Source organism: Coprobacter tertius (assembly GCF_024330105.1).
Lineage (GTDB): Bacteria > Bacteroidota > Bacteroidia > Bacteroidales > Coprobacteraceae > Coprobacter > Coprobacter tertius.
Genome location: NZ_JANDHW010000002.1, coordinates 322,094 through 344,150, shown reverse-complemented (window position 1 = coordinate 344,150; position 22,057 = coordinate 322,094). Strand labels below are relative to the sequence as shown.

Here is a 22,057-nt window from a genome sequence, read left to right as displayed (position 1 = left end):
TTGTGTTTATTTAGTTTTTAATTTTATTTCAAATTTAGTAGGCGCACGAAGATACAAAAAATGCCATTATATCTGTGACGAATACCCAAAAAAATCGCTTTATTTCTCTATTTTCATTCTTACGAGTTCTATTTTTGTTGCATTTCTTTTTAATATTTTAAATTTAAAAGGGGGTATTTCAACAGTTTCGCCCTGTTGGGGAATTGTTTTCACATACCAAAGAATAAAGCCGGCAATAGTCATATAATCATCCGATTCCGGTAATTCTATATCGTATTTTTCATTTATTTTCTCAATTTCGAGACGCCCCGAAAAAATATATTCCGTGTCACTCACTTTTTGCAACACATAATTACGCACATCATGCTCATCTTCTATATCTCCAAATATTTCTTCTACCAAATCTTCCAAAGTAACAACACCTCCGGTTCCACCAAATTCATCGATTACCACAGCGATACTTTTCTTCTGCTGCATAAGCATCTTCATCAAGTTCTTAGCAGGCATGGTTTCGGGTACCTGTAAAATAGGTTTTATTTTAATTCTCCAGTTGTCCGATTTTTTAAACATTTCAGAAGAATGTATATAACCGATTACATTATCTATGTTATCTCGATATACTAATATTTTAGATAGTCCCGTTTCTATAAATTCCGAAATAAGGCCGTCGGCCGTTGTCGAATCTATATCTACAGCGACAACCTCATTACGGGGAATCATACAATCCCTTAATTTCAGATTCGAAAAATCAAGTGCGTTCTGAAAAATCTTCACCTCTGTTTCCACTTCGTTTTCATCATCGGCATCTTCGATACTCTGTTGTATAAAATAATCGAGATCGACTTTGCTCATCAGGCTCCCATCCCGATCTTTCGAAATCTTTACACCGCCTAACCACAAGACTCCTTTAGAAAGTACTGCCGTCAGCTTCGAAACCGGATATAGTATGATATAAAAAAGATAAGCCGGTAATGCAAATACCCGCATTACCGAATTAGGGTTTATGCGAAAAAGCGTTTTGGGTAAAAATTCAGCCGTAAGCAATATCAACAATGTCGATAAAAGGGTTTGCCCCAATACCACGAATATTTCATTATTAAATATACCGGCAAGCAACGGCTCGAGTACCTGAGCCATACCGATACCATATATTACCAATGCGATATTATTCCCTACCAACATGGTAGAAATAAATTGTTCCTGATGACGATAAAAAACATTAAGCGCACGCCCCAGAAGTGTCGATTTCTTCATATCGATTTCAAATCTCACCTTGTTAGAAGAAACAAAAGCAATCTCCATCCCTGAAAAAAAGGCAGAAAAAAGCAGTGACACTATAATGGTCCATATCAATAGACTCATTCTCCACCTCCTTTCCGACGAGGGGCGTAACGTTGAGCATTAGACCGTTCATCGGCAGAAATAGCGACGTTAGTGCTATCCGAAGTACGAGACTCCTGCTTTATCGGGAAACTGGAATCATAAGCGCCTTTAAAAAGGTAACGTGTCATCGACTCGTTTGAAACGAAATTACGGGCTCGTATAATTTTATCATCCCGCTGTATATATACATTGCTATCGGTATACATTTCTCTCCGGTTCTGATCCCAGAAAAGTAGCTGCGTTTCGAATATTTCGTTTTTAATATTTTCCATTCTGACGTTTCCCACCAGTTTCCACAACTTTTTATCTTTATAATAATAGGCGGTATCTCCTACTATAAATGATTCGGTATGATAGGTAGAATCGAATTGTTCTACATAAAGTCCCTTCGGAAAATACCAATACGGCTCCGCTGCCGCTTCAAACATCAGCCATTCCTTAGCTTTCACCCGATACCGCGTAATACCCGAGTCGGATATAAGCGTCTCTACATCGTAAGTGTATAACGTTGGCAGCAGCTTAGCATCCGTTATTTCTCCTGCGACTTCAGTTTTTGTTTTAGATGTACATGAAGAAAAAATAAAGATAAACCCCGACACGATTGCCAGCAAAAGCGGCATAAGACGCATCAGAGTATCATTTTTCCTCCAAAAAGAAGTATCAGGTATTGCCATTTTTAAATTATCATGTGCGATTAATATACGATTATTGTATATTCAAACTGCAAAAATAACGAATTAGGAATATATAATCTAATCTTTTGTTTCAAAATTTCGATATAACGGGAAAGGGGGCAATTGCCCCCTTTCCCGTTATATCGAAATCCACAAATTATCAATTGATTTTTTCTTTATAAAACCATTTTTCATTAAATGTAAGGCTTATCGACAGTCTGAGATAATTTTCGGTAATCAGTTTTTTAGGAGTAGTCTGACGATTCACATATTCGAGCGCAATATTAATCAAAGACCGGCTGTTCAACACAGGGATACCAAATCCGCAACTCACTCCTATTTCTCTCATATCACACTGCTTTCCCGTCTCCATATCGTCTATTTTCTGATAAGCCTTGTTATAAAACAATCCGGCCCGATAATGCATCTGTTTTCCGAAATTTTTCGACATGGCATCTGGGATATATTCGCCTCCGAGAGAAACTCTCATCCGATTATTCTGATTACCGAGCACTCCGGCATATTTTGCTTTTGCCCAAGCTTGATAAGTAAAATCGGCTCCTACAATAAAATTATTTTTACGCATATACGTAAAACCTCCACCATAAGAATTAGGTAATTGGTACCGATTTTTCAGACTTTCGGATGTCGTACTTACCACCGACTCCGAAGATGATGTATAATCACTTACCGTATTGGTCATCGACCCTAACAAACTCTTTTTGGGAGAATATACGACACCGAAGATCAATTTGTCTTTATACTTATTTTTAATCTGATATGCGTACTGCGCTCCGAATTCGATATGAAAATCGGAAACATGCATTTTATTTTCAAGCAAACTACCGACCGTGTTTCCCGAAGAAGGAATAATATAATTACTGTGGGTAACATTTCCGAAAAGATATCCCATATTAAAACCGATCGAAAACGCATCAACCGGACGATAACCGATACCGGCATACGCTTGGTTGATACCGCCTTCCCCAACTTTCGTATCGTCTCCATTGGGAAGTGTTCCGCCATAACTGTACCCTACATACGAATAAGGAACCAGCCCCACACTTGCCGCCATTTTCTTACTCAGCGGAAACTGCATGACGATATATTCGAGATTACCGTTTATATTTTTCTGTTTCAGCCCGGCAGGATATTTACTCGTCGGGCTTTCTTTCATCCATACATTCTGCAGATTTACTCCAAAATCAAAAAGAAAAGTAAGAGAATCCATCGAAGCGTACGACGCCGGGTTTTTTACATTTATCTGTCCCGAAGATTGCAAGCCGTAACCTATACCTCCCATGGCACGATCCATGCCAAAAGAATTATCATCAAGAATACCATACCCATAACGCGAGTAAGGAGAATTCGTATTATTTTGCGCATTGGCACTCACAGCCCCCGCACATGCCGCGATGAGCACCCAAATAGAAATCTTTTTATTTAACATTATAGTCCAGTATTCTGTTTAATCCTTTTAATACAATATTTTTATCTGCAAAGATGGTGCTTTTTACTCGTTCGGCAAATAAAAAAGCGTCACCCCCCGTTAAAAAAATTAAAACTTCAGGGCATTTGCTTTTCACTTCTTCAATATATCCCTCCATTTCGAAACGGATACCTTCCATTACTCCCGAACGTATAGCCGTATCGGTATCATAACCGATTGCCGGTATATCACCCTCTTTAGGCACCATCGGCAAACGACCGGTAAACGCATGTAATGACTTTAAACGCATTTTTATACCCGGAGAAATATTTCCTCCTATAAAACGACCATCCGCCGTTAACACATCATACGTTATCGCCGTCCCGGCATCTATTACCAATATATCATGCCCTTTTTTTTCATAAAATGCCCCCACGACTCCGGCTATACGATCGAGACCGAGTGTATCGGGAGTACGATAATCGATGTTTATCGGCAACAACGTCTTATGATTAAACTCGATAAATCGCTCGATATTGTCTCCGAGCCAGATTATTTCCTTTTCGGAAGGAGCCGCCACCGAAGCATATATACAAGCTTCGATAGAATAATCTTCCAGTAAACCGGAAACAATCCCCTCATCCCACTTTCTGAGTTGTGTAAAGGCGACAGGCTCGTTTTTATCAAAAACAGCGAGTTTTAAAGTAGTATTTCCCTGGTCGATAATTAAATTTGCCATCATGAAATTTTGCACAAATGTACAAAGAAACAATAGAATATTCTTAAAGTGGATATAATTCTTTCGCAAACAAAAAAGATTATGTACGTTTGTATAAATTTTCGGATGTATGAAGAAAAAACTTTTACACAGCTGGACTTTTTTGCGGAAACACCTGTCGATCATACGGATTTTCGCCGTTTCATTTATCGTCATCATGCTATTTGTCGACGATAACAGCTTTTTACAAAGTTTTCTTTACGACCGCAAAATCAGAGAATTAAAAAAAGAGATAGAACATTATCAAGGCGTTATAGAGAACAGCCAACAACAATTGAACGAATTGCGCTCAAATAGTGAGAATCTCGAAAAATTTGCCCGGGAGCAATACCTGATGAAAAAATCCAATGAAGATATCTATATCATAGAAGATTCCAAAAATGAATAATAAAACCCGAAATCTTATTTTCAACCTTTCCGCTTTATGCGTTTTATGCTCAGCAGCCCTTTTTATTACAGGTTGGTTTTTATCGCCCTACGTTTTTGCGGTAGGTGCTGCCGGTATGGCTGTTACAAGGCTTACTCGCATTTATAATGGAAATAATCTGCGGCTTAAACGACTATATCGTATGGAAACGTTATCTTCTTTACTTATCGTCGCAGCCTCTTATTTTATGTTCAGAAAACAGAACGAGTGGTTCCTTTTACTGACCATAGCCGCCGTACTCCAGCTTTATACGGCGATATTGATTCCCGGAATAGAGAAAAAAGAGAACGAAAAATAAAAATACCTGCCATACATTATATCTATATGACCATAAACAGATAGACTGTTCATTATAAAATAAAAACAGACTCTTTTACAAGAGTCTGTTTTTTATATCGGATATGGTTGTACTTCTTATTATTCGGCAACCACTTCGAAAGGAATCTCTACGCTAACTTCTTTGTGCAGACGTAAAGTAGCTTTATAAGCACCTACTTCTTTAACAGCTTCTTTGATATAGATCACTTTGCGATCGATCTCATATCCGGCTTTTTCGAGAGCTTCAGCGATTTGGATATTATTTACCGAACCGAAAATCTTTCCGGTAGAGCTTGTTTTAGCGCCGATAGTCAGGGAAACACCCTCCAATTTGGCAGCGAGTTCTATAGCGTCGTTTTTAATCTTTTCGAGTTTGTGCGCACGTTGCTTCATGTTTTCGGCTAACATCTTCAATGCAGAAGGAGTAGCGATAACAGCTTTACCCTGGGGGATAAGATAATTACGACCGTAGCCGCTTTTCACGGTTACAACATCATCTTTATACCCAAGATTCAGTACATCTTCTTTTAATATTACTTGCATTCTTAATTCCTCCTTCTTTTAAATTATTTCATCATATCTGTTACATAAGGAAGTAACGCCAAATGACGAGCTCTCTTTACAGCTTGTGCGATACGACGTTGGAACTTCAATGATGTACCGGTAATACGACGGGGTAAAATTTTACCTTGTTCGTTCAGAAATTTTTTCAGGAATTCGGGATCCTTGTAGTCGATATACTTAATACCGCTTTTTTTGAAACGACAGTATTTTTTCTTTTTGATGTCCACTGAGGGAGGAGTCAAATATCTGATTTCAGATTGATTTTGTTGTGCCATGACTTAGTTCTCCTTTACTTCTTTAGATTTAACACTTCTTCTTTTTGCAGCATATTCTGCAGCGTATTTATCCATTCTAAAGGTTAAGAAACGGATAACACGTTCATCCCGACGAAAGTTAACTTCCAGTTTAGCGATAACAGTCGGATCTGCGTTAAACTCCAACAGCTGATAAAAGCCTGTCGATTTTTTCTGGATAGGATAAGCCAGCTTGCGCAATCCCCAGTTTTCTTCATTGATTATTTCGGCGCCTTCGGCAACCAAAATATCTTTGAACTTGTCTACCGCTTCCTTCATCTGTACGTCAGATAAAACGGGAGTTAAAATGAAAACGGTTTCATAATGATTCATACTCATTTAAATTAACTTGTTATTTAAATTTTTTCATTGCGGTGCAAAGGTAGTCATTTTTTACATACCTGCAACTTTTATATCGTTTTTTTACTTTATAATAAACCGGCTAAATTGATGATTAGAATATTTACACCCTCTGTTATATATCTGTATCTAAAAAAATAGTATCTTTGTTGCTTAAACAATAATTATTTTATGAACCATTCAGCTCTCGATATCGAACTCGTATTCGTCGTTTTAAGCGGAAAACTTTCTGCGGCTATCAATCGCAAAATATACCGGAGTTTTCGTAAAATGAATATCGACATTACTCCCGAACAGTGGACCGTTCTTTATTATCTATGGTCGAAAGACGGAGTAAGCCAACAAGAACTCTGCAACGCGACTTTTAAAGATAAACCGAGTATGACCCGGCTTATCGATAACCTCGAAAAACAAGGACTCGTACAACGTTCGGCAAGCCGGAAAGACCGTCGTACCAATATTATTACTCTCACAGAAAAGGGGCGTAAACTCGAAATAGAAGCTCAACCAGTCGTTTTAGAGACCAAAGAAGCTGCTCTTAAAGATCTTTCCGACGAAGAGATCGAAACCGCCCAATATTTACTGAATAAGGTGTTTAATAATGTAAAAAATTCACTCGGGGAAAAGATATAATTGCCTGCCGGCTGTTTATCGTCATATCCAAAACCTTTAAATTTAAATGAAACGTATATTATTCCTCTTAATTTTTACACTGCTGGCATCGGGATCGTTGCATGCTCAATATTCGATGGATGTTTTGGGTGGAAGGTTCGAAATGCGTACCCTCGATATGCCCGACGATTACGACGGAAAAGTAATTACCACCCTCATCAGACGGGAAGCCAATAAACCCTCTGATAAGGCGATACTTTATATTCATGGCTACAACGATTATTTTTTTCAGAGTTCTCTGGCCAAAACGTTCAATGATTCTTGTTTCAATTTTTATGCCGTAGATTTACGCAAATATGGACGATCGTTACTCGCATCGCAAACTCCGTTTCAAGTGCACGACCTCAAAGAATATTTCGCCGATATAGATACTGCCTTGCACATTATGAAAGAAGAAGGTAACAAAGAAATAATTTTGATGGGGCATTCTACCGGCGGTCTCATTTCTGCCCTGTATTGCGAAGAATATCGTAACGACTTACCGGTAAAAGGGCTTATACTCAACAGTCCGTTTCTGGATATGAACCTAAATAAATTCCAAGAAAAAATTTTAATTCCCATCGTATCTTTCACCGGCATTTTTACTAAGAATATGAAAATAAAGCAAGGTAAATCGACCGCTTACGGCGAAAGTCTGTTGGCAGACAAACACGGTGAATGGATATACGATACCAACAAAAAATTTCTGCAATCGAGACCGCTTACGACCGGATGGATACGTGCCATACACCGGGGACAGAAAAAAATACACCGGGGTCTCGACATTCCCTGCCCCATACTCGTACTTTTCTCAGACCATTCGGTATATGGAGACAAGTGGACTCCCGAACACCAAAATGGCGATGCAGTACTCGATGTAAAAGATATCAAAAAATACGGAATCAATTTAGGGAAAAGTGTCACCGAAGTAGCAATAAAGGACGGAATGCACGATCTTATCCTTTCCAAAAAATCGGCTCGAGAGGCAACTTATAATGCTATATTTCAATGGCTCGATAAAACCGGACTCGACTAAAATGTACAGAATAAAAACGATTAGCCCGTAAACCTAAAGTATCGGTTTACGGGCTAATCGTTTTATATCCGGATGTAATCAAAAAAATATTCTCTGATAAAATCCGGCTCTTTTGCGGTGAGAACAATTATTGTTCTTTTCCACTCTCCAGATCAGAAATCTGACGCCGGAGAATTTCACATCCTTTATTGTTGATCGCCTGCTCGCGAGTAAGCTCTTTTACAGACTTCATCGCCATAGCGAGTTCATACGAAGCATTTATCATCTTACGGGAACGATCGTCCAGCGTAAACGAATAAGGCCTCTTCCCCTCGTAACTTACCTTTATTTTACCGGGAGTATTATAAATCAATTCAGCCACGGCAATCATTTGTTCCCCTTTATACGTTACGACTTCGGTCGTATTTCCGTCATTAACGAAACGGAAATTACGGGCGCCATCATAAGGCACTACTTTGGTCATGGCATAAGAGCCATCAGGGGCCTCCACCCTCATCGACTCATGATGCAATGCAGCAGGACCGAAATATACACTTGCGATTTCCATAATGCCGTCTTCACTTACCTGAGCACGCACATAACTCCGATTCACAACCGGGTTATTCTTCTCCGACTTATAAACATAATGGCCGGTTTCTTCATACTTCTCATCTTTACTCAAGAAAAAATCTTTTTTCAAACGGTCCACCTCCGCTTTCTTCAAAGGAAGCAAACTATCGATATAAACAAGATTACGTTCAGACTCTTTCAAATTTACTCGGCACATCAGTATCATTCCTTTTTTTATCTGGTCGAAAGCTTTAGGATACAATACCTTAATACTATCGATCTGTTGTTTCGCCTGGTTATAATCTCCCTGTTCGTAAAGCGCTTCGGCCTTTTTATATTGAGCCTCCGCCTTTTTATCGGTTTTTCCGCAAGAAATTATACTAAAAGACAGAACGACTGCCCATAACAATTTTTTCATAGATTTACTTTTCAAATATTCGACGTAATATATTTCTGCATACAAAAGTAACAATTTTCTTTCAAAACGGCCGTCGTGTTTTCCTGTTTATCCCTACTCCAATTACAACCTTCATTCCTATAAAAGTTCGAACGACATGAAACCATTTGCAACGACAATTTTCATTTTCCGTTTATATCTGCCATATAATCAGAGAAACCGATCGGGATAAACATCCCGTCTAAATTCTAATTATTGGGTACGCTCTACATTCTTTACCCCTTTTACCGTTTTCAGTTTTTTTATCAGGCTGTTCAGAGACGAAAGATCATCGACCATTACCGTAATATGTCCCTGGAAAAGTCCATCATCCGACTCGATTGAAATATTTCTCATGCTCACATTCTTCTCTTTTGAAATAATCGAAGTAATATTGGTTACGATTCCGATGTCGTCATGACCGACAACCCGTAATACGGTAGCATATTGAGACCCCTGCTTACCTGACCAGCGTGCTTTAACGACCCTGTAACCAAAACGGGATCGCATAGAAAAAGCGTTGGGACAATCTATGCGGTGTATCTTTATACTCCCCTGAGTAGATACGAATCCGAAAATTTCGTCCCCATAAATAGGATTACAACATTTCGACAGTTTATATTCGACCCCTTTCAGATTTTGGTCGATTACCAATACATCTTCTTTCGAAGCATCCTCGTCATATAATTGAGGCACAAAATTCTCGGCGGTACGTAATTCCGAGAAATCTTCATTTTCTTTTTCCTTCCGGTCGAGATCGAGATAATTATCCAAAACGGTATTTACGTCGAGATTCTCCTGCGCCAACGCATAATAAAAATCGGTTACAGTCTTATATCCCATTTTCTTTATCAAACGCATCAGGATCGATTCATCCACCTCGATTTTTCGATTTTTAAACCGCCGCTGCAACAATTCTTTTCCGAATTCGGCTTCTTTGAACTGAGCCTCGTTCAAAGCCTGTTTTATTTTTACCCGTGCTTTAGAAGTCGTTACGATATTCAGCCAGTCTTGTTTGGGCGACTGTGAAGGCGCAGTCAGCACCTCGATCGTATCTCCGCTACGTAATTCGTATTTTATAGTCTGGTTTTTGCCGTTCACACGAGCTCCTACACATTTACTACCGAGACCGGTATGTATCAAAAAGGCAAAGTCGAGAACCGTAGCTCCTTTCGGTAATTTATACAAGTCACCTTTAGGAGTAAATACAAATACCTCTTTATCGTAAAGGTCCATTTTAAACTCTTTCATAAGTTCCATAGGACCGTTATTTGCCGATTCGAGAATATCACGCACGTTATTCAACCAATCGTCGAGGCCGCTCTCGCCTTTCAATCCTTTGTATTTCCAATGCGCCGCAAGTCCTCGTTCGGCAATTTCATCCATACGCTTACTGCGTATCTGCACTTCTACCCACCTGTTACCGGGCCCGAAAACAGTGATATGCAACGATTCGTACCCATTGCTTTTCGGTATCGAAAGCCAGTCTTTAAGCCTTTGCGGATTAGGTTGATACATATCCGTAACTATCGAATACACTTTCCAGCAATCGGCCTTCTCCTGCTCTTCGGGAGTATCCAGTACTACCCGAATGGCGAACAAATCGTAAATATCTTCCAAATCGGCCTTTTGCTTCTTCATCTTATTCCAGATCGAAAAAATCGATTTCGTCCGTCCTTTAATTTCAAAAGTCAAACCGGCTTCTTCGAGTTTTTTCTTTACAGGAGCGATAAATTCTTCTATATACTTGTCTCGAGCCCTTTTGGTCTCTTTTAATTTATGAGCGATCTGTGTAAAAACCTCCCGGTTGGTATATTTCAGAGAAAGGTCTTCGAGTTCCGATTTTATACGATACAACCCCAGGCGATGCGCCAGCGGAGCATACAGGTACGAGGCCTCAGAAGCCACATCCATACGGTATCTTTCGTTCGGATGATGGTTAATCATACGCATAAGACACAAGCGGTCGGCAATCATAATAATAATTACCCTCACATCTTCTGCAAACGTCAGCAGTAACTTCCGAAAGTTTTCACTTTCCACAATTTCCTGTTTGGCATAAAGACTATTAGCCTTTATCAGCCCGTTAATAATTTTAGTGATATCGGTACCGAATTCTTTTTTGATATCTTCGAGAGATAAAGAATCGCATTGCACTACATGATAAAGCAAAACCGCAATAAGCGTACTGCGCTCCAAGCCGACTTCCTTAGACAAAATCAGAGCCGTGTTCATATTCCGCAACAATACGTTTATTCCATTTTTATCATGCAGATAATTACCCGACTCGATCGCATGGGCTATCAATTTCCGAATACGCAGAAAATCCTTCTCTCCTATTAGCGAACGGGACGAGCGAGACAAAGAACGATAAGATTCCAAAAAATCAGAACGTTCGGCCGGAGTAAAATAAGTATTCTTCACCATAAGCCCGTAAATTTCAAAAATACGATTCAAATATATATTTTTTTAGCCTTACTCATTCCGATTTTAATAAGCTTTTTGTAAATTTGAAAGGATTTGTATCAAATGATAACTTTTTCACTATATAATCAATTAATTACTATGTTAACACAACAAGACAAGGAAGTTATATTCCGTAAAGGAATTTCGGAAGCCCAAATCGAATCACAACTCGAATCTTTCAAAAAAGGATTTCCATTTCTTACGCTTTATGCACCTGCCACAACAGGAAACGGAATATTAGCCCTGAATAAAAACGAAATCGAAAAATACCTCGGTATCTGGGATGAATATCTGAAAAAAAACCGGAAAATCGTAAAATTCGTACCGGCATCGGGTGCTGCTAGCCGCATGTTTAAAGCCCTTTTCGAGTTCCTCGGAGCAAAATATACATCGCCGGAGACCGATGCCGAAAAAACCTTTTTCGAGAATATCTCCTACTTTGCGTTTTACGACGACCTGAATAAAGTATGTCTAAAAAACGAAGGAAAAAATATAGATGAACTTCTGTCGGTCGGCAAATTCAAAGCGATCGTTTCAAATCTTTTGTTACCGGAAGGACTCGATTACGGCTCTCTTCCGAAAGGAATGCTGAAGTTTCACCGATATGCGCAAGCCTCTCGCACAGCAATGGAAGAACACCTGGTAGAAGGGGCCTTGTATGCCGGCAACACCGGCGGAGAAGTTAGCGTACATTTCACCGTCTCTCACGAGCATCTTCCTCTTTTTAAAGAACGAGTAACCCAAAAACAACCAGAATACGAGAAGAAATACGGAGTACGTTACGACATCAGTTTTTCCGAACAAAAATCGTCGACCGACACGATAGCCGCCGATTCCGAAAACCATCCTTTCCGGGATAACGGAACCCTTCTTTTCCGCCCCGGCGGCCACGGAGCCCTCATCGAAAACCTGAACGACATAGACGCCGACGTCATTTTTATAAAAAACATAGATAACGTCGTACCCGACAGGCTAAAGGATATTACCGTACAATATAAAAAAGTGATCGGCGGGATACTTATTTCTTTGCAACAGCAGATCGACGAATATACCTCTCTTTTAGAAAGCGGTAAATATACGATCGAAGACTTACGCGAAGTGATCGATTTTCTGCAACACAAATTATTCATCCGAAATCCCGAAACAAAGCTGCTTGAAGACGGGGAGCTGGCAATATATCTGCTAAAGAAACTAAAACGTCCCATACGGGTTTGCGGCATGGTAAAAAATATCGGCGAACCGGGCGGCGGCCCTTTCCTCGCCCGCAACCAAGACGCGACTTATTCACCACAAATTCTCGAAAGTTCGCAAATCGACATGAACGATCCCGAATCGAAAAAAATGTTCGAGACTTCTACTCATTTCAATCCGGTAGATCTGGTTTGCGCCGTAAAAAATGCCAAAGGAGACAAATACGATCTGCGTAAATTCGTCGACAAAAACACCGGTTTCATTTCAATGAAATCCAAAAACGGAAAAGAACTTAAAGCACTCGAGTTACCGGGATTATGGAATGGCGCCATGTCCGACTGGAACACCCTCTTCGTAGAGGTTCCCATCGAAACGTTCAATCCGGTAAAAACTGTAAACGATCTGCTGAGAGAGCAACATCAAGGATAAAACAATATTTTAGCAATGAAAATAAAACTGGGATGATATGATTACACATCCCGGTTTTTAACATAAAATCTTCACCGGTTATTTACCACATCCTGTGTAAGAGGAAATAATACCTGGCGACATCGCGATTACAAGATTATGTATTATGTCCCGTCGGATCACAAATCCGACGGAACGAACTGTATGTTTGCATCGAAAATCATCTTTTCTTTACCGGGAGATAAAACAAACTTCAGCAAAATATAAATAAATTTGAATTTGCAACCGGATTGCACTATCTTTGTACTAAATCATCACATAATTCAAATTACACGTTACTATGAAAAGAACCCTATTGTCCCTAACCGGGATAATTTTATGCCTTACATTTTCACTATCCGCTTATGCGGGCATTCCTGTAAATTTACGATGCGAATATTTGACCGAGCCGATCGGTATCGATACAGATTCTCCTCGCCTCACCTGGGAAATACGTTCGGAAAAGGACGGTACCTCACAAACCGCTTACCGCCTGATTATCGACACCGATCCTCTAAATATCGAAAAAGGTACCGGTACTTTTTATGACAGCGGAATTATAAAATCGGACAAACAGCGAATAGAATACAACGGAAAAAAACTTCAGCCTTGTACCCGTTATTATTGGAACATAACCTACTGGGATGAAAACGGAACAAAATCGGAATCTTCTGAAACCAGCTATTTCGAAACCGGTTTAAAAAACACATCGTGGAGAGGAAATTGGATATCAGATAACCGATCGATCGATTTTAAACCCGCTCCCTATTTTCGTAAAGCTTTTAATATTAATAAAGAAATAAAATCGGCCCGAGCTTACATCGCCGTAGCAGGACTTTATGAATTATCCCTCAACGGAGAAAAAGTAGGCGATCACCGACTCGACCCTTTATATACTCGTTTCGACCGGAAAAACTTTTATATTACCTACGATGTAACCCCACAACTTTCAAAAGGAGAAAATGTGATTGGTGTATTATTGGGCAACGGTTGGTACAATCACCAGTCTATGGCCGTGTGGAATTTCGACAAAGCCCCCTGGAGAAATAGACCCGCGTTTTGCCTCGATCTGCGAATTACTTATACCGACGGAACGACTGAAGTTATCGCATCGGGATTAGATTGGAAAACCTCTTCGGGAGCACTTATTTTCAACAGCATTTATACAGCCGAACATTACGATGCCCGCCTCGAACAAAAAGGATGGGATAAACCGGGATTCGACGACTCGAAATGGCATCATGTAGGTTACAGAGGAGCCCCTTCTCCCCGAATCGTTTCCCAACAGGTGCAACCGATACGAAACGTTAAAGAGTACACAGCGAAAAATATTAAGAAACTGAATGATACTACTTATCTGTATGACTTCGGACAAAACATGGCAGGCGTAACCCGTTTACGGACCGCAGGAAAAGCAGGTACTGAAATAAGACTTATCCACGGTGAAAGATTAGGAAAAAACGGTCATGTAGATTTGTCGAATATCGACGTTTACCACCGCCCGAAAGACAAAACCGATCCTTTCCAAACCGATATTGTAATCCTAAGCGGAAACGGCACTGATGAATTCATGCCGCGTTTTAACTACAAAGGTTTCCGCTATGTTGAAGTTGTCGGAACCGAACCGTTGCAACTCGACACAGCAAGCCTGAAAGCTTATTTCATGCATAGCGACGTATCTCCAATGGGTAGAGTATATGGTTCGAACCCGATTATCGAACAGCTGTGGCAGGCGACGAACAATGCGTATTGCTCGAATCTGATGGGGTACCCTACCGATTGCCCGCAACGTGAAAAAAACGGCTGGACAGGTGACGGACATTTCGCAATAGAAACCGCCCTGTATAATTACGACGGTATTACAGTATATGAAAAATGGTTAGCCGACCACCGCGACGAACAGCAACCTAACGGTGTATTACCCGACATTATACCTACCGGAGGCTGGGGATACGGAACATCGAACGGTGTAGACTGGACAAGCACAATAGCAATTATTCCTTGGAATATATATCTTTTTTACGGTGACGACCGGCTTCTGAAAGAATGCTACGACAATATAAAACGTTATGTCGATTATATCGACAACACTTATCCTTCAGGCTTAACGTCTTGGGGACGCGGAGACTGGGTACCTGTAAAATCGCATTCTTCATTGGAACTCACCTCTTCGGTATATTACTTCATAGATGCTACCATTCTTGCCAAAGCCGCCGCTATGTTCGGAAAACCGGAAGATGAAGCCCATTATAAAACTTTAGCCGAAAAAATACGCAGAGCCATCAACCACAAATATCTGAACGAGGAAACAGGCATATATGCCAACGGAACACAAACCGAATTAAGCGTTCCCTTATTCTGGGGTGTCGTACCTGAAAATCTTAAAGAGAAAGTCGCCGAAAATTTAGCAAAAAAAGTATGTGAAAGCGATTTCCACCTCGATGTGGGTGTATTAGGAGCAAAAGCCATCCTGAGTGCCCTGAGTGATAACGGACAAGCCGAAACCGCCTATAAAATAGCCGTACAGAATACATATCCGTCGTGGGGATGGTGGGTCGTAAACGGAGCGACTACCTTATTGGAAAATTGGGATTTGAATGCCACTCGAGATATCTCTGATAACCACATGATGTTCGGAGAAATCGGAGGCTGGTTCTTCAAAGGATTAGGCGGAATAAAACCGGACCCTGAAAATCCCGGATTCAAAAATATTATTCTGCAACCAAACTTTATAAAAGATTTGCCCTCTTTCTATTCGGAACATCGGACACCCTACGGACTGATCGTTTCGAAATGGACACGCAAGAAAAACAAAATAAATTATACGGTAGAAATTCCAGCCAATTGTACTGCGACCCTCCTATTACCGAATGACGAATCACCGCGCATTTTAAATTCGGGAAAACATTCTGTCACAATAAAAAACAAATAAATATAAAACCCCAAAATAAACCCCGGTATTGCCGGGGTTTATTTTTAAAACTTTATCATTCCGATACCTGCTTTTCAAAAGCCTGCCATAAATTATCTCCCGGAACGGGCGCCGTAATCTCGATTTGTTTTTTAGAAACCGGATGTATAAAAGAAATATATCTGGCATGCAGACTAATTCCGCCATCGGGATTAGAACGTTCGGCTCCGTACTTCAAATCTCCCTTTATAGGACATCCCATTTTAGCCAACTGACATCTGATTTGATGATGCCGTCCCGTTTTCAAATCGATTTCCAATAAATGGTACTTATCGCTATGAGCGATTACCCGATATGTCAACATAGCTTCTTTGGCATTCGGTTTCATTACATCATAAGCAACCGACTTGTTTTGTTTTTCGTTCCGTACCAGATAATGCCTCAATTCACCGGTTTCCTGAGAGGGCCTATTTTTTACAATCGCCCAATAAGTTTTTTTTATTTCTCCGTTACGAAACATATCATTGAGACGGGTAAGCGCTTTACTTGTTTTAGCAAATACCACCAATCCGCTGACAGGACGATCGAGACGATGCGTTACTCCTACAAAAACATTGCCGGGTTTAGCATATTTTTCCTTCAACCAGGATTTCAGCAATTCCGACAAAGGTGTATCTCCCGTTTTATCTCCCTGCACAATTTCCGAACCGGTTTTATTTACAATAATAATATGATTGTCTTCATATACGACTTCCATTACTCTCTTTTTACAGATTAAGGTTGTAAAGGTAATACAAGTATCGATGTTAAACAAAAATGCATCGCTCGAAAATCATCATATTACGTGTTGTGGCACAACATTCCGGTAATTCAAATGTTCCATATGTGACTAAGATCAACTTTTCCTCTTTTACTTTTGGGAAAGAGATATTTTTATTATTTTTACCGTATAAAACAAAAAAAGTATCCTATTAACTAAGAACTATGATTTATAAATTTTTGCTTATATCCGATGAGGTCGATAATTTCGCCCGTGAGATCAGCATCGATTCTGAGGCAACATTTCTCGATTTACATAATGCAATCCTCGACTCGGTAAATTTCACTAAAGACCAGATAACCTCTTTCTTTATTTGTGAAGATGATTGGGAAAAAAAGACAGAAATTACACTGATGGAAATGGATACAAGCTATGAAGACGATTCGTGGGTGATGGAAGACACCCGACTGAACGAACTTCTCGAAGATGAGAAACAACGATTGTTATACATCTTCGATAACATGAACGAACGCGCTTTCTTTATGGAATTAAGAGAAATAATCCCGGGGAAAAACCTCGAAAAGCCAGTTTGTACCAAGTCTATCGGAAATCCACCCCAGCAAATAACGGTTCCGGAAGATTTCGATAAACCTGCCGCAGCAGGAGATACGGGGTTTGGAGAAGATTTTTACGGCGACGAAACTTTCGATCCGTCCGAGTTGGATGAAGAGGGTTTCAACGATCTCGACATGAGTGAAGGTGCCTCTTTCGGAGAAGATAACCGCTTTTAATATTTAAAAATACAGTGTCGTAAAATTCTCGGCACTGTATTTTTCTGTCATCACCTGCTTTCGAGTCTAAAATCGGGCATGCAAGTTATCAAGATGCCATAAAACACGGTATCTGTCGAATTATTTATATTTTTATTATAAAAAGTTTTCGATCAATCCCGAAATTCATCCAGATCGATCTTCAATTCTTCTCTCAACGTATGCATCCTGCTCTTTACTGTTCCGATATTCAAAGAAAACATTTCTGATATTTCTTTATAAGAATATCCCATATAATAAAAGCCGAGCATATATCCGTAATTTTCATCATGAGAGGCTAAAGCCTTATTGATATATTCCAAATCATATTCATCTTCGACATGACACTCGGTAGAGAAAAACTCGGTTTTAACATCGCTATAATCAATAAATTCGATGCGATGCGCCTTACGATAATCATTCACAAAATGATTACGCATTATTTTGCGTAACCATGCCATAAAATTACCGCATACAAAACTTTCTTTATTCAGATATGCCTTAATCATTGTTTCCTGTACCAGATCTTCGGCAAGATATACATCATTAGTAAGCCATAATGCGTATGAATACAATTTCTTCCGGCACTTTTCCAGTTCGGTTTCAAAATCTGAGTTGTTCATAGATATCAAATTAACGAATGTGTGATGATCCTCTTTATTCCGCTAACGCAATATCCTAATGACCGGTTCGATTTATTTATAATTATTTCACACTTTCTATTGAATATATATACAGATATTTATTTAACAACATATATAACAATGAATTAGTAAAATATTTTTATTCAAAAAAAAATTACATATCCTAAAAAATAAGGGGGTCGGAAAACATAAAAGTTTCCCGACCCCCTTATTTATATCATTCCGAATGATTACATATTCATTCCTCCACAACAATGAACGACCTGTCCCGTAACATACGAAGAAAGATCGGATGCGAGGAAAGTACATACGTTAGCTACATCCTCGGGAGTACCTCCACGACGCAGAGGTATTTGTTTAGCCCATTCGGCCTTCACCTCATCCGAAAGCACAGCCGTCATATCGGTAATAATAAATCCCGGAGCGATTGCATTGGCACGTATACCTCGAGAACCCAGCTCTTTGGCAACGGATTTTGCAAGACCTATCATACCAGCTTTCGATGCCGAATAATTACTCTGACCGGCATTACCCGATACACCGACAACCGAAGCCATATTAATAATACTGCCCGAACGCTGTTTCATCATAAACGGTGTTACGGCATGTATAAAGTTAAATGCCGACTTCAGGTTTACATTAATCACCATATCCCATTGAGACTCGGTCATACGCATCATCAGTCCATCACGAGTAATACCTGCATTATTCACCAGAATATCTATACGACCAAAATCTTTTACGATATCTTCGACCACTTTGTGGGTATCTTCAAAATTAGCGGCATTCGAAGCATAGCCTTTTACCTTAACTCCCAAAGCCGCAATTTCAACTTCGGTAGCTTTTGCATTATCATCGATCGCCAGATCGGTAAAAGCGATATCGGCTCCTTCCTGAGCAAATTTAATAGCAATAGCTTTACCAATACCACGGGCTGCACCGGTAATAACAGCCACTTTTCCTTCGAGTAATTTCATAATTAAAATATTTAATAAAATAATATTTACTATTCTAGCTCAGATACGCACCAGAAAACCACCGCTGGAATATCCTCCTCCAAATACAGTAAGTCCTACTTTAGTACCTTTTTTCATTTTAGCAATATTTTGAGCCAGTACCAACATTGCACTTGCCGAACCTGTATTACCGAGTTCCTGAATATTATTGAGAAAACGCGATTCGTCGAGATTCAACAAATGGGCGATATTAGCCACGATACGCATATTAGCCTGATGACAAATGATGTAATCGAGATCGGCAATCGTTATATTTTGTTTCGAAGTAATATTCTCGAGTACATCGATCATGTATTTACATGCATGCATAAATACGTCTCTCCCCTCAGGCATTGAAATACCCTCTTCTTTCGGTTTAAGGTGTACCGCCTCGGGACCTTTCCCGATATGTCCGAGACCTTTGGTAAAAATATCGAGTATCTCGGCTTCTTCTTCCTTCTGCGGCTCTTTGGAAACAAACAACGCAACGGCCGCATCGCCCCATAAATGCCCGCACTTCGGGTCCGATTCATTACTGTAATACGTATTGTGTTCCGAACAGATTATAAGGGCTTTAGAAGCCTTATTCATCGCAAAATATCCTTCTACTACTTCAAGACCATTGGCAAAAGAAGAGCAAGCTGAAGAAAGATAAAGGGCCTTAGCCTTCTCTATATTAAATTCTTTTTGAGCCCAATGCGCTAATGTCGCTACCGTATCATAAGGAGAATAACAGGCCGATACTACTAAATCGACGTCCTCTATAGGATAAGGTAAAGCAGGGATTGCCGACCTGATAGCAGCGAAACCCATTGTCTGCGTATTCTCACCTTCACCGGCTTTCGAACGTGTTTTTATTCCGGTGCGTTGCAAGATCCAGTCACTCGTAAGACCATTCACCTCAAGAAAATGATCATTGGATACCCGGCCCTCCGGGATATAAAATCCAGTCGCATTAATAAACATAAAGTCTGTTTAAAGTTATTATTTTTTTATTCCGTACAATATAAAATCGGTTATGTATTCTTTCAAACGAAACCGTTCTACACTCAAATCAGAAAAATTGTCACGGATATAAGGAACATCCAGACCTTTCAATGAATAATGCAATATGGTTGCCGTAACGGCAACGTTCGGCATCTGAAATACTCCGCCTGCTACTCCCTCTTGTAAAATCCTCTTCAATAATTCTACTTCCTGCGCATCGATATTTTTCCGGGCCTGCTCCACTTTCCAAATATCCCTGAAAAACTCCGCCCTCAAAGAACCGTTCCGGGAAACAGTTTCTTTCATCGCCTCGAAACGAGTAGAAATATATGTCACCAGTTTTTCTTCAGGGGGAAGATCCCGATTTACGACATTACAAAGACGCTGATAAAGATGTTTCAACTCCGATTCGACAACCGCCCGGTATATCTCGTTCTTGTTTTTAAAATAGGTATATAATGTGCGGCGTCCCTTATTCGATGCTATGGCAATATCATTCATCGTCGTATTTTCTATCCCTACCCGAGCGAACAATTGACGAGCTACATCAACAAGCTTTTCTCTTGTTTTTACCATATGATATCTTATTGCACATTTACCAAAAAACTGTGCAAAAGTAAAGATTTTCCGATAACAGGCAATATAATGAATGAAAAATTTTAGTAACCCGGGAGTTATCTATTGTTATAGTTTATGTTTTTTATAAAACAATAATAGTTAAATTCCTCATTATCAATAATAAAAAAAATAGAACAAGGATAATTTTTAAGTTTAGTTGTAAGTATACCCTCAATGGAATATATAGTATCGATCCATTGCTCTACTATCGATGATTAAATTCTACATTGAAATTAAAAAATCCCGCTCTATTATCGTTACCGAAAAAAATTTCGATATATTCCCGAAATACAAAACCAAATAGCCCATCCCGAAATCGTTCCTATAAAAATATAAATAATCAATATTTGTATAAAAAAACTCATATCAGGGATGAAAGCCGACGAAATAAGATTCTCGTCTAAACAAGGTTCGGTTCCCTCCATTACAGCAAGTGCTGCACCTGATAATGTACCTAAAATAATCAATATATATTTCAGAAACTTCATATTCAATATCTTCTCATCTCATTACAAATCGGTAAAAGAAACAAATCTTGTATCCCGACAGTACAAATATTCCGGACTATACCACTCGGGATCGCCTTCCCACGGTCCCAAAAAATCTTTAATCAAAATACCATCTTCTTGCGTCAGAAATAAAGTTTGGCAAATCTGGTCGAGCTCCCGGCAATCGACCTCCGCCACAACTAATACTTTCTTAATCTTACCCTCATTATTTACACAGAGCAACACCCATTGGGGAAATTTATCTTTATCTTTAAAAGAATGAAAACGTTCTATATAATAAAGCAACAGTTCACGGTTTCTCACTTTAGGAAGACGCCTGGCAAAAATAAACCTCCCCTGCCTATGCAATAATGAATACTGATGTTTAATCTGATCCTTGAATGCGTCGTAATCAAAATAGTCATTTAATCCATATTCGTTTTTAATATCTTTATTTATATCCCAAGCCAAAGCATTCCAATTAAAATTAAAGTCGTATTGCAATGAATCCAACTCATATAAATCATACCTTCCTATAGTAGAACTATCGATAGGAACCGATTCGATAAGTTTTTGAAAACTTATCGATTGAGAATAACTTACTGTCATAAAAAACACTTGGGCGACGATAATTACAACCGATCGTTTCATTACGGATTAATTTATTCAATTATAAAATTTTAAAATCATTTTCCCGTTAAATGTAAATAATACAAGATAATCAAGATAAGCGGTTTATTGTAAATTAGCCTTCGATTCTGCCTCTTTTTATATAATATTATTAATATATATTATAACAAAAAAAATCTTTTTTATTTACATTTACAACAATATTATTTTTAA

Annotated in this window: 23 protein-coding genes; 7 read left to right on the top strand and 16 right to left on the bottom strand. The window is 39.3% G+C overall.

The genetic code is table 11. The features are described from left to right. Positions 1 to 99: 99 nt before the first annotated feature. The 4 genes from NMU02_RS03275 to NMU02_RS03260 all read right to left on the bottom strand — a co-directional run bounded on the left by NMU02_RS03275 (position 100) and on the right by NMU02_RS03260 (position 4,228). Positions 100 to 1,362 (bottom strand): hemolysin family protein, encoded by a 1,263-nt coding sequence (locus NMU02_RS03275; RefSeq protein WP_255025769.1) that lies wholly within the window; start codon positions 1,360 to 1,362, stop codon positions 100 to 102. After that, on the bottom strand, positions 1,359 to 2,057 hold the full coding sequence (gene lptC / locus NMU02_RS03270) for an LPS export ABC transporter periplasmic protein LptC (RefSeq protein ID WP_255025768.1): 699 nt from the start codon (positions 2,055 to 2,057) through the stop codon (positions 1,359 to 1,361). The genes NMU02_RS03275 and lptC overlap by 4 nt, the downstream gene beginning before the upstream one ends. Positions 2,058 to 2,217: 160 nt before the next feature. Further along, positions 2,218 to 3,507, bottom strand: coding sequence for a BamG family beta-barrel-assembly machinery protein (bamG, locus tag NMU02_RS03265; RefSeq protein ID WP_255025767.1), 1,290 nt, complete (start codon positions 3,505 to 3,507; stop codon positions 2,218 to 2,220). Continuing rightward, positions 3,497 to 4,228 carry a type III pantothenate kinase gene (locus NMU02_RS03260; protein ID WP_255025766.1) on the bottom strand — a complete coding sequence of 244 codons (732 nt, stop codon included), beginning with the start codon at positions 4,226 to 4,228 and terminating at the stop codon, positions 3,497 to 3,499. Before NMU02_RS03260 ends, bamG begins: the two co-directional genes overlap by 11 nt. 106 nt (positions 4,229 to 4,334) lie before the next feature. On the opposite strand from NMU02_RS03260, the gene NMU02_RS03255 reads away from it, so the two are divergent. Next, positions 4,335 to 4,652 (top strand): FtsB family cell division protein, encoded by a 318-nt coding sequence (locus NMU02_RS03255; protein WP_255025765.1) that lies wholly within the window; start codon positions 4,335 to 4,337, stop codon positions 4,650 to 4,652. Next, positions 4,645 to 4,989 carry a hypothetical protein gene (locus NMU02_RS03250; RefSeq protein ID WP_255025763.1) on the top strand — a complete coding sequence of 115 codons (345 nt, stop codon included), beginning with the start codon at positions 4,645 to 4,647 and terminating at the stop codon, positions 4,987 to 4,989. The genes NMU02_RS03255 and NMU02_RS03250 overlap by 8 nt, the downstream gene beginning before the upstream one ends. A 119-nt stretch (positions 4,990 to 5,108) precedes the next feature. Here NMU02_RS03250 and rplI read toward each other — a convergent pair whose 3' ends face one another. Genes rplI through rpsF form a run of 3 tightly spaced genes read right to left on the bottom strand, consistent with a single transcriptional unit; the run spans position 5,109 to position 6,199 of the window. After that, complete coding sequence (rplI, locus tag NMU02_RS03245) at positions 5,109 to 5,552, bottom strand: 50S ribosomal protein L9 (RefSeq protein WP_255025762.1); 444 nt, start codon at positions 5,550 to 5,552, stop codon at positions 5,109 to 5,111. A 23-nt stretch (positions 5,553 to 5,575) separates the two neighbouring features. Continuing rightward, positions 5,576 to 5,848 carry a 30S ribosomal protein S18 gene (gene rpsR / locus NMU02_RS03240; RefSeq protein ID WP_009317570.1) on the bottom strand — a complete coding sequence of 91 codons (273 nt, stop codon included), beginning with the start codon at positions 5,846 to 5,848 and terminating at the stop codon, positions 5,576 to 5,578. 3 nt (positions 5,849 to 5,851) lie between these two features. After that, positions 5,852 to 6,199 carry a 30S ribosomal protein S6 gene (rpsF, locus tag NMU02_RS03235; RefSeq protein WP_255025760.1) on the bottom strand — a complete coding sequence of 116 codons (348 nt, stop codon included), beginning with the start codon at positions 6,197 to 6,199 and terminating at the stop codon, positions 5,852 to 5,854. A 198-nt stretch (positions 6,200 to 6,397) separates the two neighbouring features. On the opposite strand from rpsF, the gene NMU02_RS03230 reads away from it, so the two are divergent. Beyond that, the gene (locus NMU02_RS03230) at positions 6,398 to 6,859 is read left to right on the top strand and encodes a MarR family winged helix-turn-helix transcriptional regulator (protein WP_255025758.1); all 462 of its coding nucleotides are present in this window, start codon (positions 6,398 to 6,400) and stop codon (positions 6,857 to 6,859) included. A gap of 46 nt (positions 6,860 to 6,905) precedes the next feature. Further along, positions 6,906 to 7,913, top strand: a complete 1,008-nt coding sequence (locus NMU02_RS03225) for an alpha/beta hydrolase (protein WP_255025755.1) — start codon at positions 6,906 to 6,908, stop codon at positions 7,911 to 7,913. 127 nt (positions 7,914 to 8,040) lie between these two features. On the opposite strand, the gene NMU02_RS03220 is transcribed toward NMU02_RS03225, so the two are convergent. Both NMU02_RS03220 and NMU02_RS03215 read right to left on the bottom strand, forming a co-directional pair. After that, complete coding sequence (locus NMU02_RS03220) at positions 8,041 to 8,880, bottom strand: outer membrane protein assembly factor BamD (protein ID WP_255025754.1); 840 nt, start codon at positions 8,878 to 8,880, stop codon at positions 8,041 to 8,043. Between the two features lie 231 nt (positions 8,881 to 9,111). Then, positions 9,112 to 11,325: a RelA/SpoT family protein gene (locus NMU02_RS03215; protein WP_255025828.1), complete on the bottom strand. Its 2,214-nt coding sequence runs from the start codon at positions 11,323 to 11,325 to the stop codon at positions 9,112 to 9,114. Between the two features lie 138 nt (positions 11,326 to 11,463). On the opposite strand from NMU02_RS03215, the gene NMU02_RS03210 reads away from it, so the two are divergent. After that, positions 11,464 to 12,984 carry a DUF4301 family protein gene (locus NMU02_RS03210; RefSeq protein WP_255025753.1) on the top strand — a complete coding sequence of 507 codons (1,521 nt, stop codon included), beginning with the start codon at positions 11,464 to 11,466 and terminating at the stop codon, positions 12,982 to 12,984. Between the two features lie 319 nt (positions 12,985 to 13,303). Continuing rightward, positions 13,304 to 15,934, top strand: a complete 2,631-nt coding sequence (locus tag NMU02_RS03205; RefSeq protein ID WP_255025752.1) for an alpha-L-rhamnosidase — start codon at positions 13,304 to 13,306, stop codon at positions 15,932 to 15,934. A 55-nt stretch (positions 15,935 to 15,989) separates the two neighbouring features. Here NMU02_RS03205 and NMU02_RS03200 read toward each other — a convergent pair whose 3' ends face one another. Next, positions 15,990 to 16,670 (bottom strand): RluA family pseudouridine synthase, encoded by a 681-nt coding sequence (locus tag NMU02_RS03200; protein WP_255025751.1) that lies wholly within the window; start codon positions 16,668 to 16,670, stop codon positions 15,990 to 15,992. A gap of 227 nt (positions 16,671 to 16,897) precedes the next feature. Here NMU02_RS03200 and NMU02_RS03195 point away from each other — a divergent pair, with 227 nt between their 5' ends. Beyond that, positions 16,898 to 17,464 carry a plasmid pRiA4b ORF-3 family protein gene (locus tag NMU02_RS03195; RefSeq protein ID WP_255025750.1) on the top strand — a complete coding sequence of 189 codons (567 nt, stop codon included), beginning with the start codon at positions 16,898 to 16,900 and terminating at the stop codon, positions 17,462 to 17,464. A gap of 152 nt (positions 17,465 to 17,616) precedes the next feature. Here the strand turns inward: NMU02_RS03195 and NMU02_RS03190 are convergent, their stop codons facing one another. From NMU02_RS03190 to NMU02_RS03165, 6 genes are all read right to left on the bottom strand, one after another. Next, entirely contained in the window at positions 17,617 to 18,105 is a 489-nt protein-coding gene (locus tag NMU02_RS03190) for an RNA polymerase sigma factor (protein WP_255025749.1), read from the bottom strand. Positions 18,106 to 18,356: 251 nt separating this feature from the next. Beyond that, positions 18,357 to 19,103 (bottom strand): 3-oxoacyl-[acyl-carrier-protein] reductase, encoded by a 747-nt coding sequence (fabG, locus tag NMU02_RS03185; RefSeq protein ID WP_255025748.1) that lies wholly within the window; start codon positions 19,101 to 19,103, stop codon positions 18,357 to 18,359. Between the two features lie 39 nt (positions 19,104 to 19,142). Next, entirely contained in the window at positions 19,143 to 20,087 is a 945-nt protein-coding gene (locus tag NMU02_RS03180; protein WP_255025747.1) for a 3-oxoacyl-ACP synthase III family protein, read from the bottom strand. Positions 20,088 to 20,105: 18 nt separating this feature from the next. Continuing rightward, positions 20,106 to 20,684, bottom strand: coding sequence for a TetR/AcrR family transcriptional regulator (locus NMU02_RS03175; protein WP_255025746.1), 579 nt, complete (start codon positions 20,682 to 20,684; stop codon positions 20,106 to 20,108). A gap of 299 nt (positions 20,685 to 20,983) precedes the next feature. Continuing rightward, positions 20,984 to 21,214, bottom strand: a complete 231-nt coding sequence (locus tag NMU02_RS03170) for a hypothetical protein (RefSeq protein ID WP_255025745.1) — start codon at positions 21,212 to 21,214, stop codon at positions 20,984 to 20,986. 21 nt (positions 21,215 to 21,235) lie between these two features. Beyond that, positions 21,236 to 21,865 carry a hypothetical protein gene (locus NMU02_RS03165; RefSeq protein ID WP_255025744.1) on the bottom strand — a complete coding sequence of 210 codons (630 nt, stop codon included), beginning with the start codon at positions 21,863 to 21,865 and terminating at the stop codon, positions 21,236 to 21,238. Positions 21,866 to 22,057: the final 192 nt, after the last annotated feature.

What these genes read in the sequence shown, in the direction of transcription:
- NMU02_RS03220 (WP_255025754.1), bottom strand. Translation starts at nt 8,880, where the DNA reads ATGAAAAAATTGTTATGGGCAGTCGTTCTGTCTTTTAGTATAATTTCT.
- NMU02_RS03190 (WP_255025749.1), bottom strand. Translation starts at nt 18,105, where the DNA reads ATGAACAACTCAGATTTTGAAACCGAACTGGAAAAGTGCCGGAAGAAA.
- rplI (WP_255025762.1), bottom strand. Translation starts at nt 5,552, where the DNA reads ATGCAAGTAATATTAAAAGAAGATGTACTGAATCTTGGGTATAAAGAT.
- NMU02_RS03210 (WP_255025753.1), top strand. Translation starts at nt 11,464, where the DNA reads ATGTTAACACAACAAGACAAGGAAGTTATATTCCGTAAAGGAATTTCG.
- NMU02_RS03225 (WP_255025755.1), top strand. Translation starts at nt 6,906, where the DNA reads ATGAAACGTATATTATTCCTCTTAATTTTTACACTGCTGGCATCGGGA.
- rpsF (WP_255025760.1), bottom strand. Translation starts at nt 6,199, where the DNA reads ATGAATCATTATGAAACCGTTTTCATTTTAACTCCCGTTTTATCTGAC.
- NMU02_RS03165 (WP_255025744.1), bottom strand. Translation starts at nt 21,865, where the DNA reads ATGAAACGATCGGTTGTAATTATCGTCGCCCAAGTGTTTTTTATGACA.
- NMU02_RS03260 (WP_255025766.1), bottom strand. Translation starts at nt 4,228, where the DNA reads ATGATGGCAAATTTAATTATCGACCAGGGAAATACTACTTTAAAACTC.
- NMU02_RS03195 (WP_255025750.1), top strand. Translation starts at nt 16,898, where the DNA reads ATGATTTATAAATTTTTGCTTATATCCGATGAGGTCGATAATTTCGCC.
- NMU02_RS03175 (WP_255025746.1), bottom strand. Translation starts at nt 20,684, where the DNA reads ATGGTAAAAACAAGAGAAAAGCTTGTTGATGTAGCTCGTCAATTGTTC.
- NMU02_RS03180 (WP_255025747.1), bottom strand. Translation starts at nt 20,087, where the DNA reads ATGTTTATTAATGCGACTGGATTTTATATCCCGGAGGGCCGGGTATCC.
- fabG (WP_255025748.1), bottom strand. Translation starts at nt 19,103, where the DNA reads ATGAAATTACTCGAAGGAAAAGTGGCTGTTATTACCGGTGCAGCCCGT.
- rpsR (WP_009317570.1), bottom strand. Translation starts at nt 5,848, where the DNA reads ATGGCACAACAAAATCAATCTGAAATCAGATATTTGACTCCTCCCTCA.
- lptC (WP_255025768.1), bottom strand. Translation starts at nt 2,057, where the DNA reads ATGGCAATACCTGATACTTCTTTTTGGAGGAAAAATGATACTCTGATG.
- NMU02_RS03255 (WP_255025765.1), top strand. Translation starts at nt 4,335, where the DNA reads ATGAAGAAAAAACTTTTACACAGCTGGACTTTTTTGCGGAAACACCTG.
- NMU02_RS03200 (WP_255025751.1), bottom strand. Translation starts at nt 16,670, where the DNA reads ATGGAAGTCGTATATGAAGACAATCATATTATTATTGTAAATAAAACC.
- NMU02_RS03250 (WP_255025763.1), top strand. Translation starts at nt 4,645, where the DNA reads ATGAATAATAAAACCCGAAATCTTATTTTCAACCTTTCCGCTTTATGC.
- NMU02_RS03170 (WP_255025745.1), bottom strand. Translation starts at nt 21,214, where the DNA reads ATGAAGTTTCTGAAATATATATTGATTATTTTAGGTACATTATCAGGT.
- NMU02_RS03205 (WP_255025752.1), top strand. Translation starts at nt 13,304, where the DNA reads ATGAAAAGAACCCTATTGTCCCTAACCGGGATAATTTTATGCCTTACA.
- NMU02_RS03275 (WP_255025769.1), bottom strand. Translation starts at nt 1,362, where the DNA reads ATGAGTCTATTGATATGGACCATTATAGTGTCACTGCTTTTTTCTGCC.
- bamG (WP_255025767.1), bottom strand. Translation starts at nt 3,507, where the DNA reads ATGTTAAATAAAAAGATTTCTATTTGGGTGCTCATCGCGGCATGTGCG.
- NMU02_RS03230 (WP_255025758.1), top strand. Translation starts at nt 6,398, where the DNA reads ATGAACCATTCAGCTCTCGATATCGAACTCGTATTCGTCGTTTTAAGC.
- NMU02_RS03215 (WP_255025828.1), bottom strand. Translation starts at nt 11,325, where the DNA reads ATGGTGAAGAATACTTATTTTACTCCGGCCGAACGTTCTGATTTTTTG.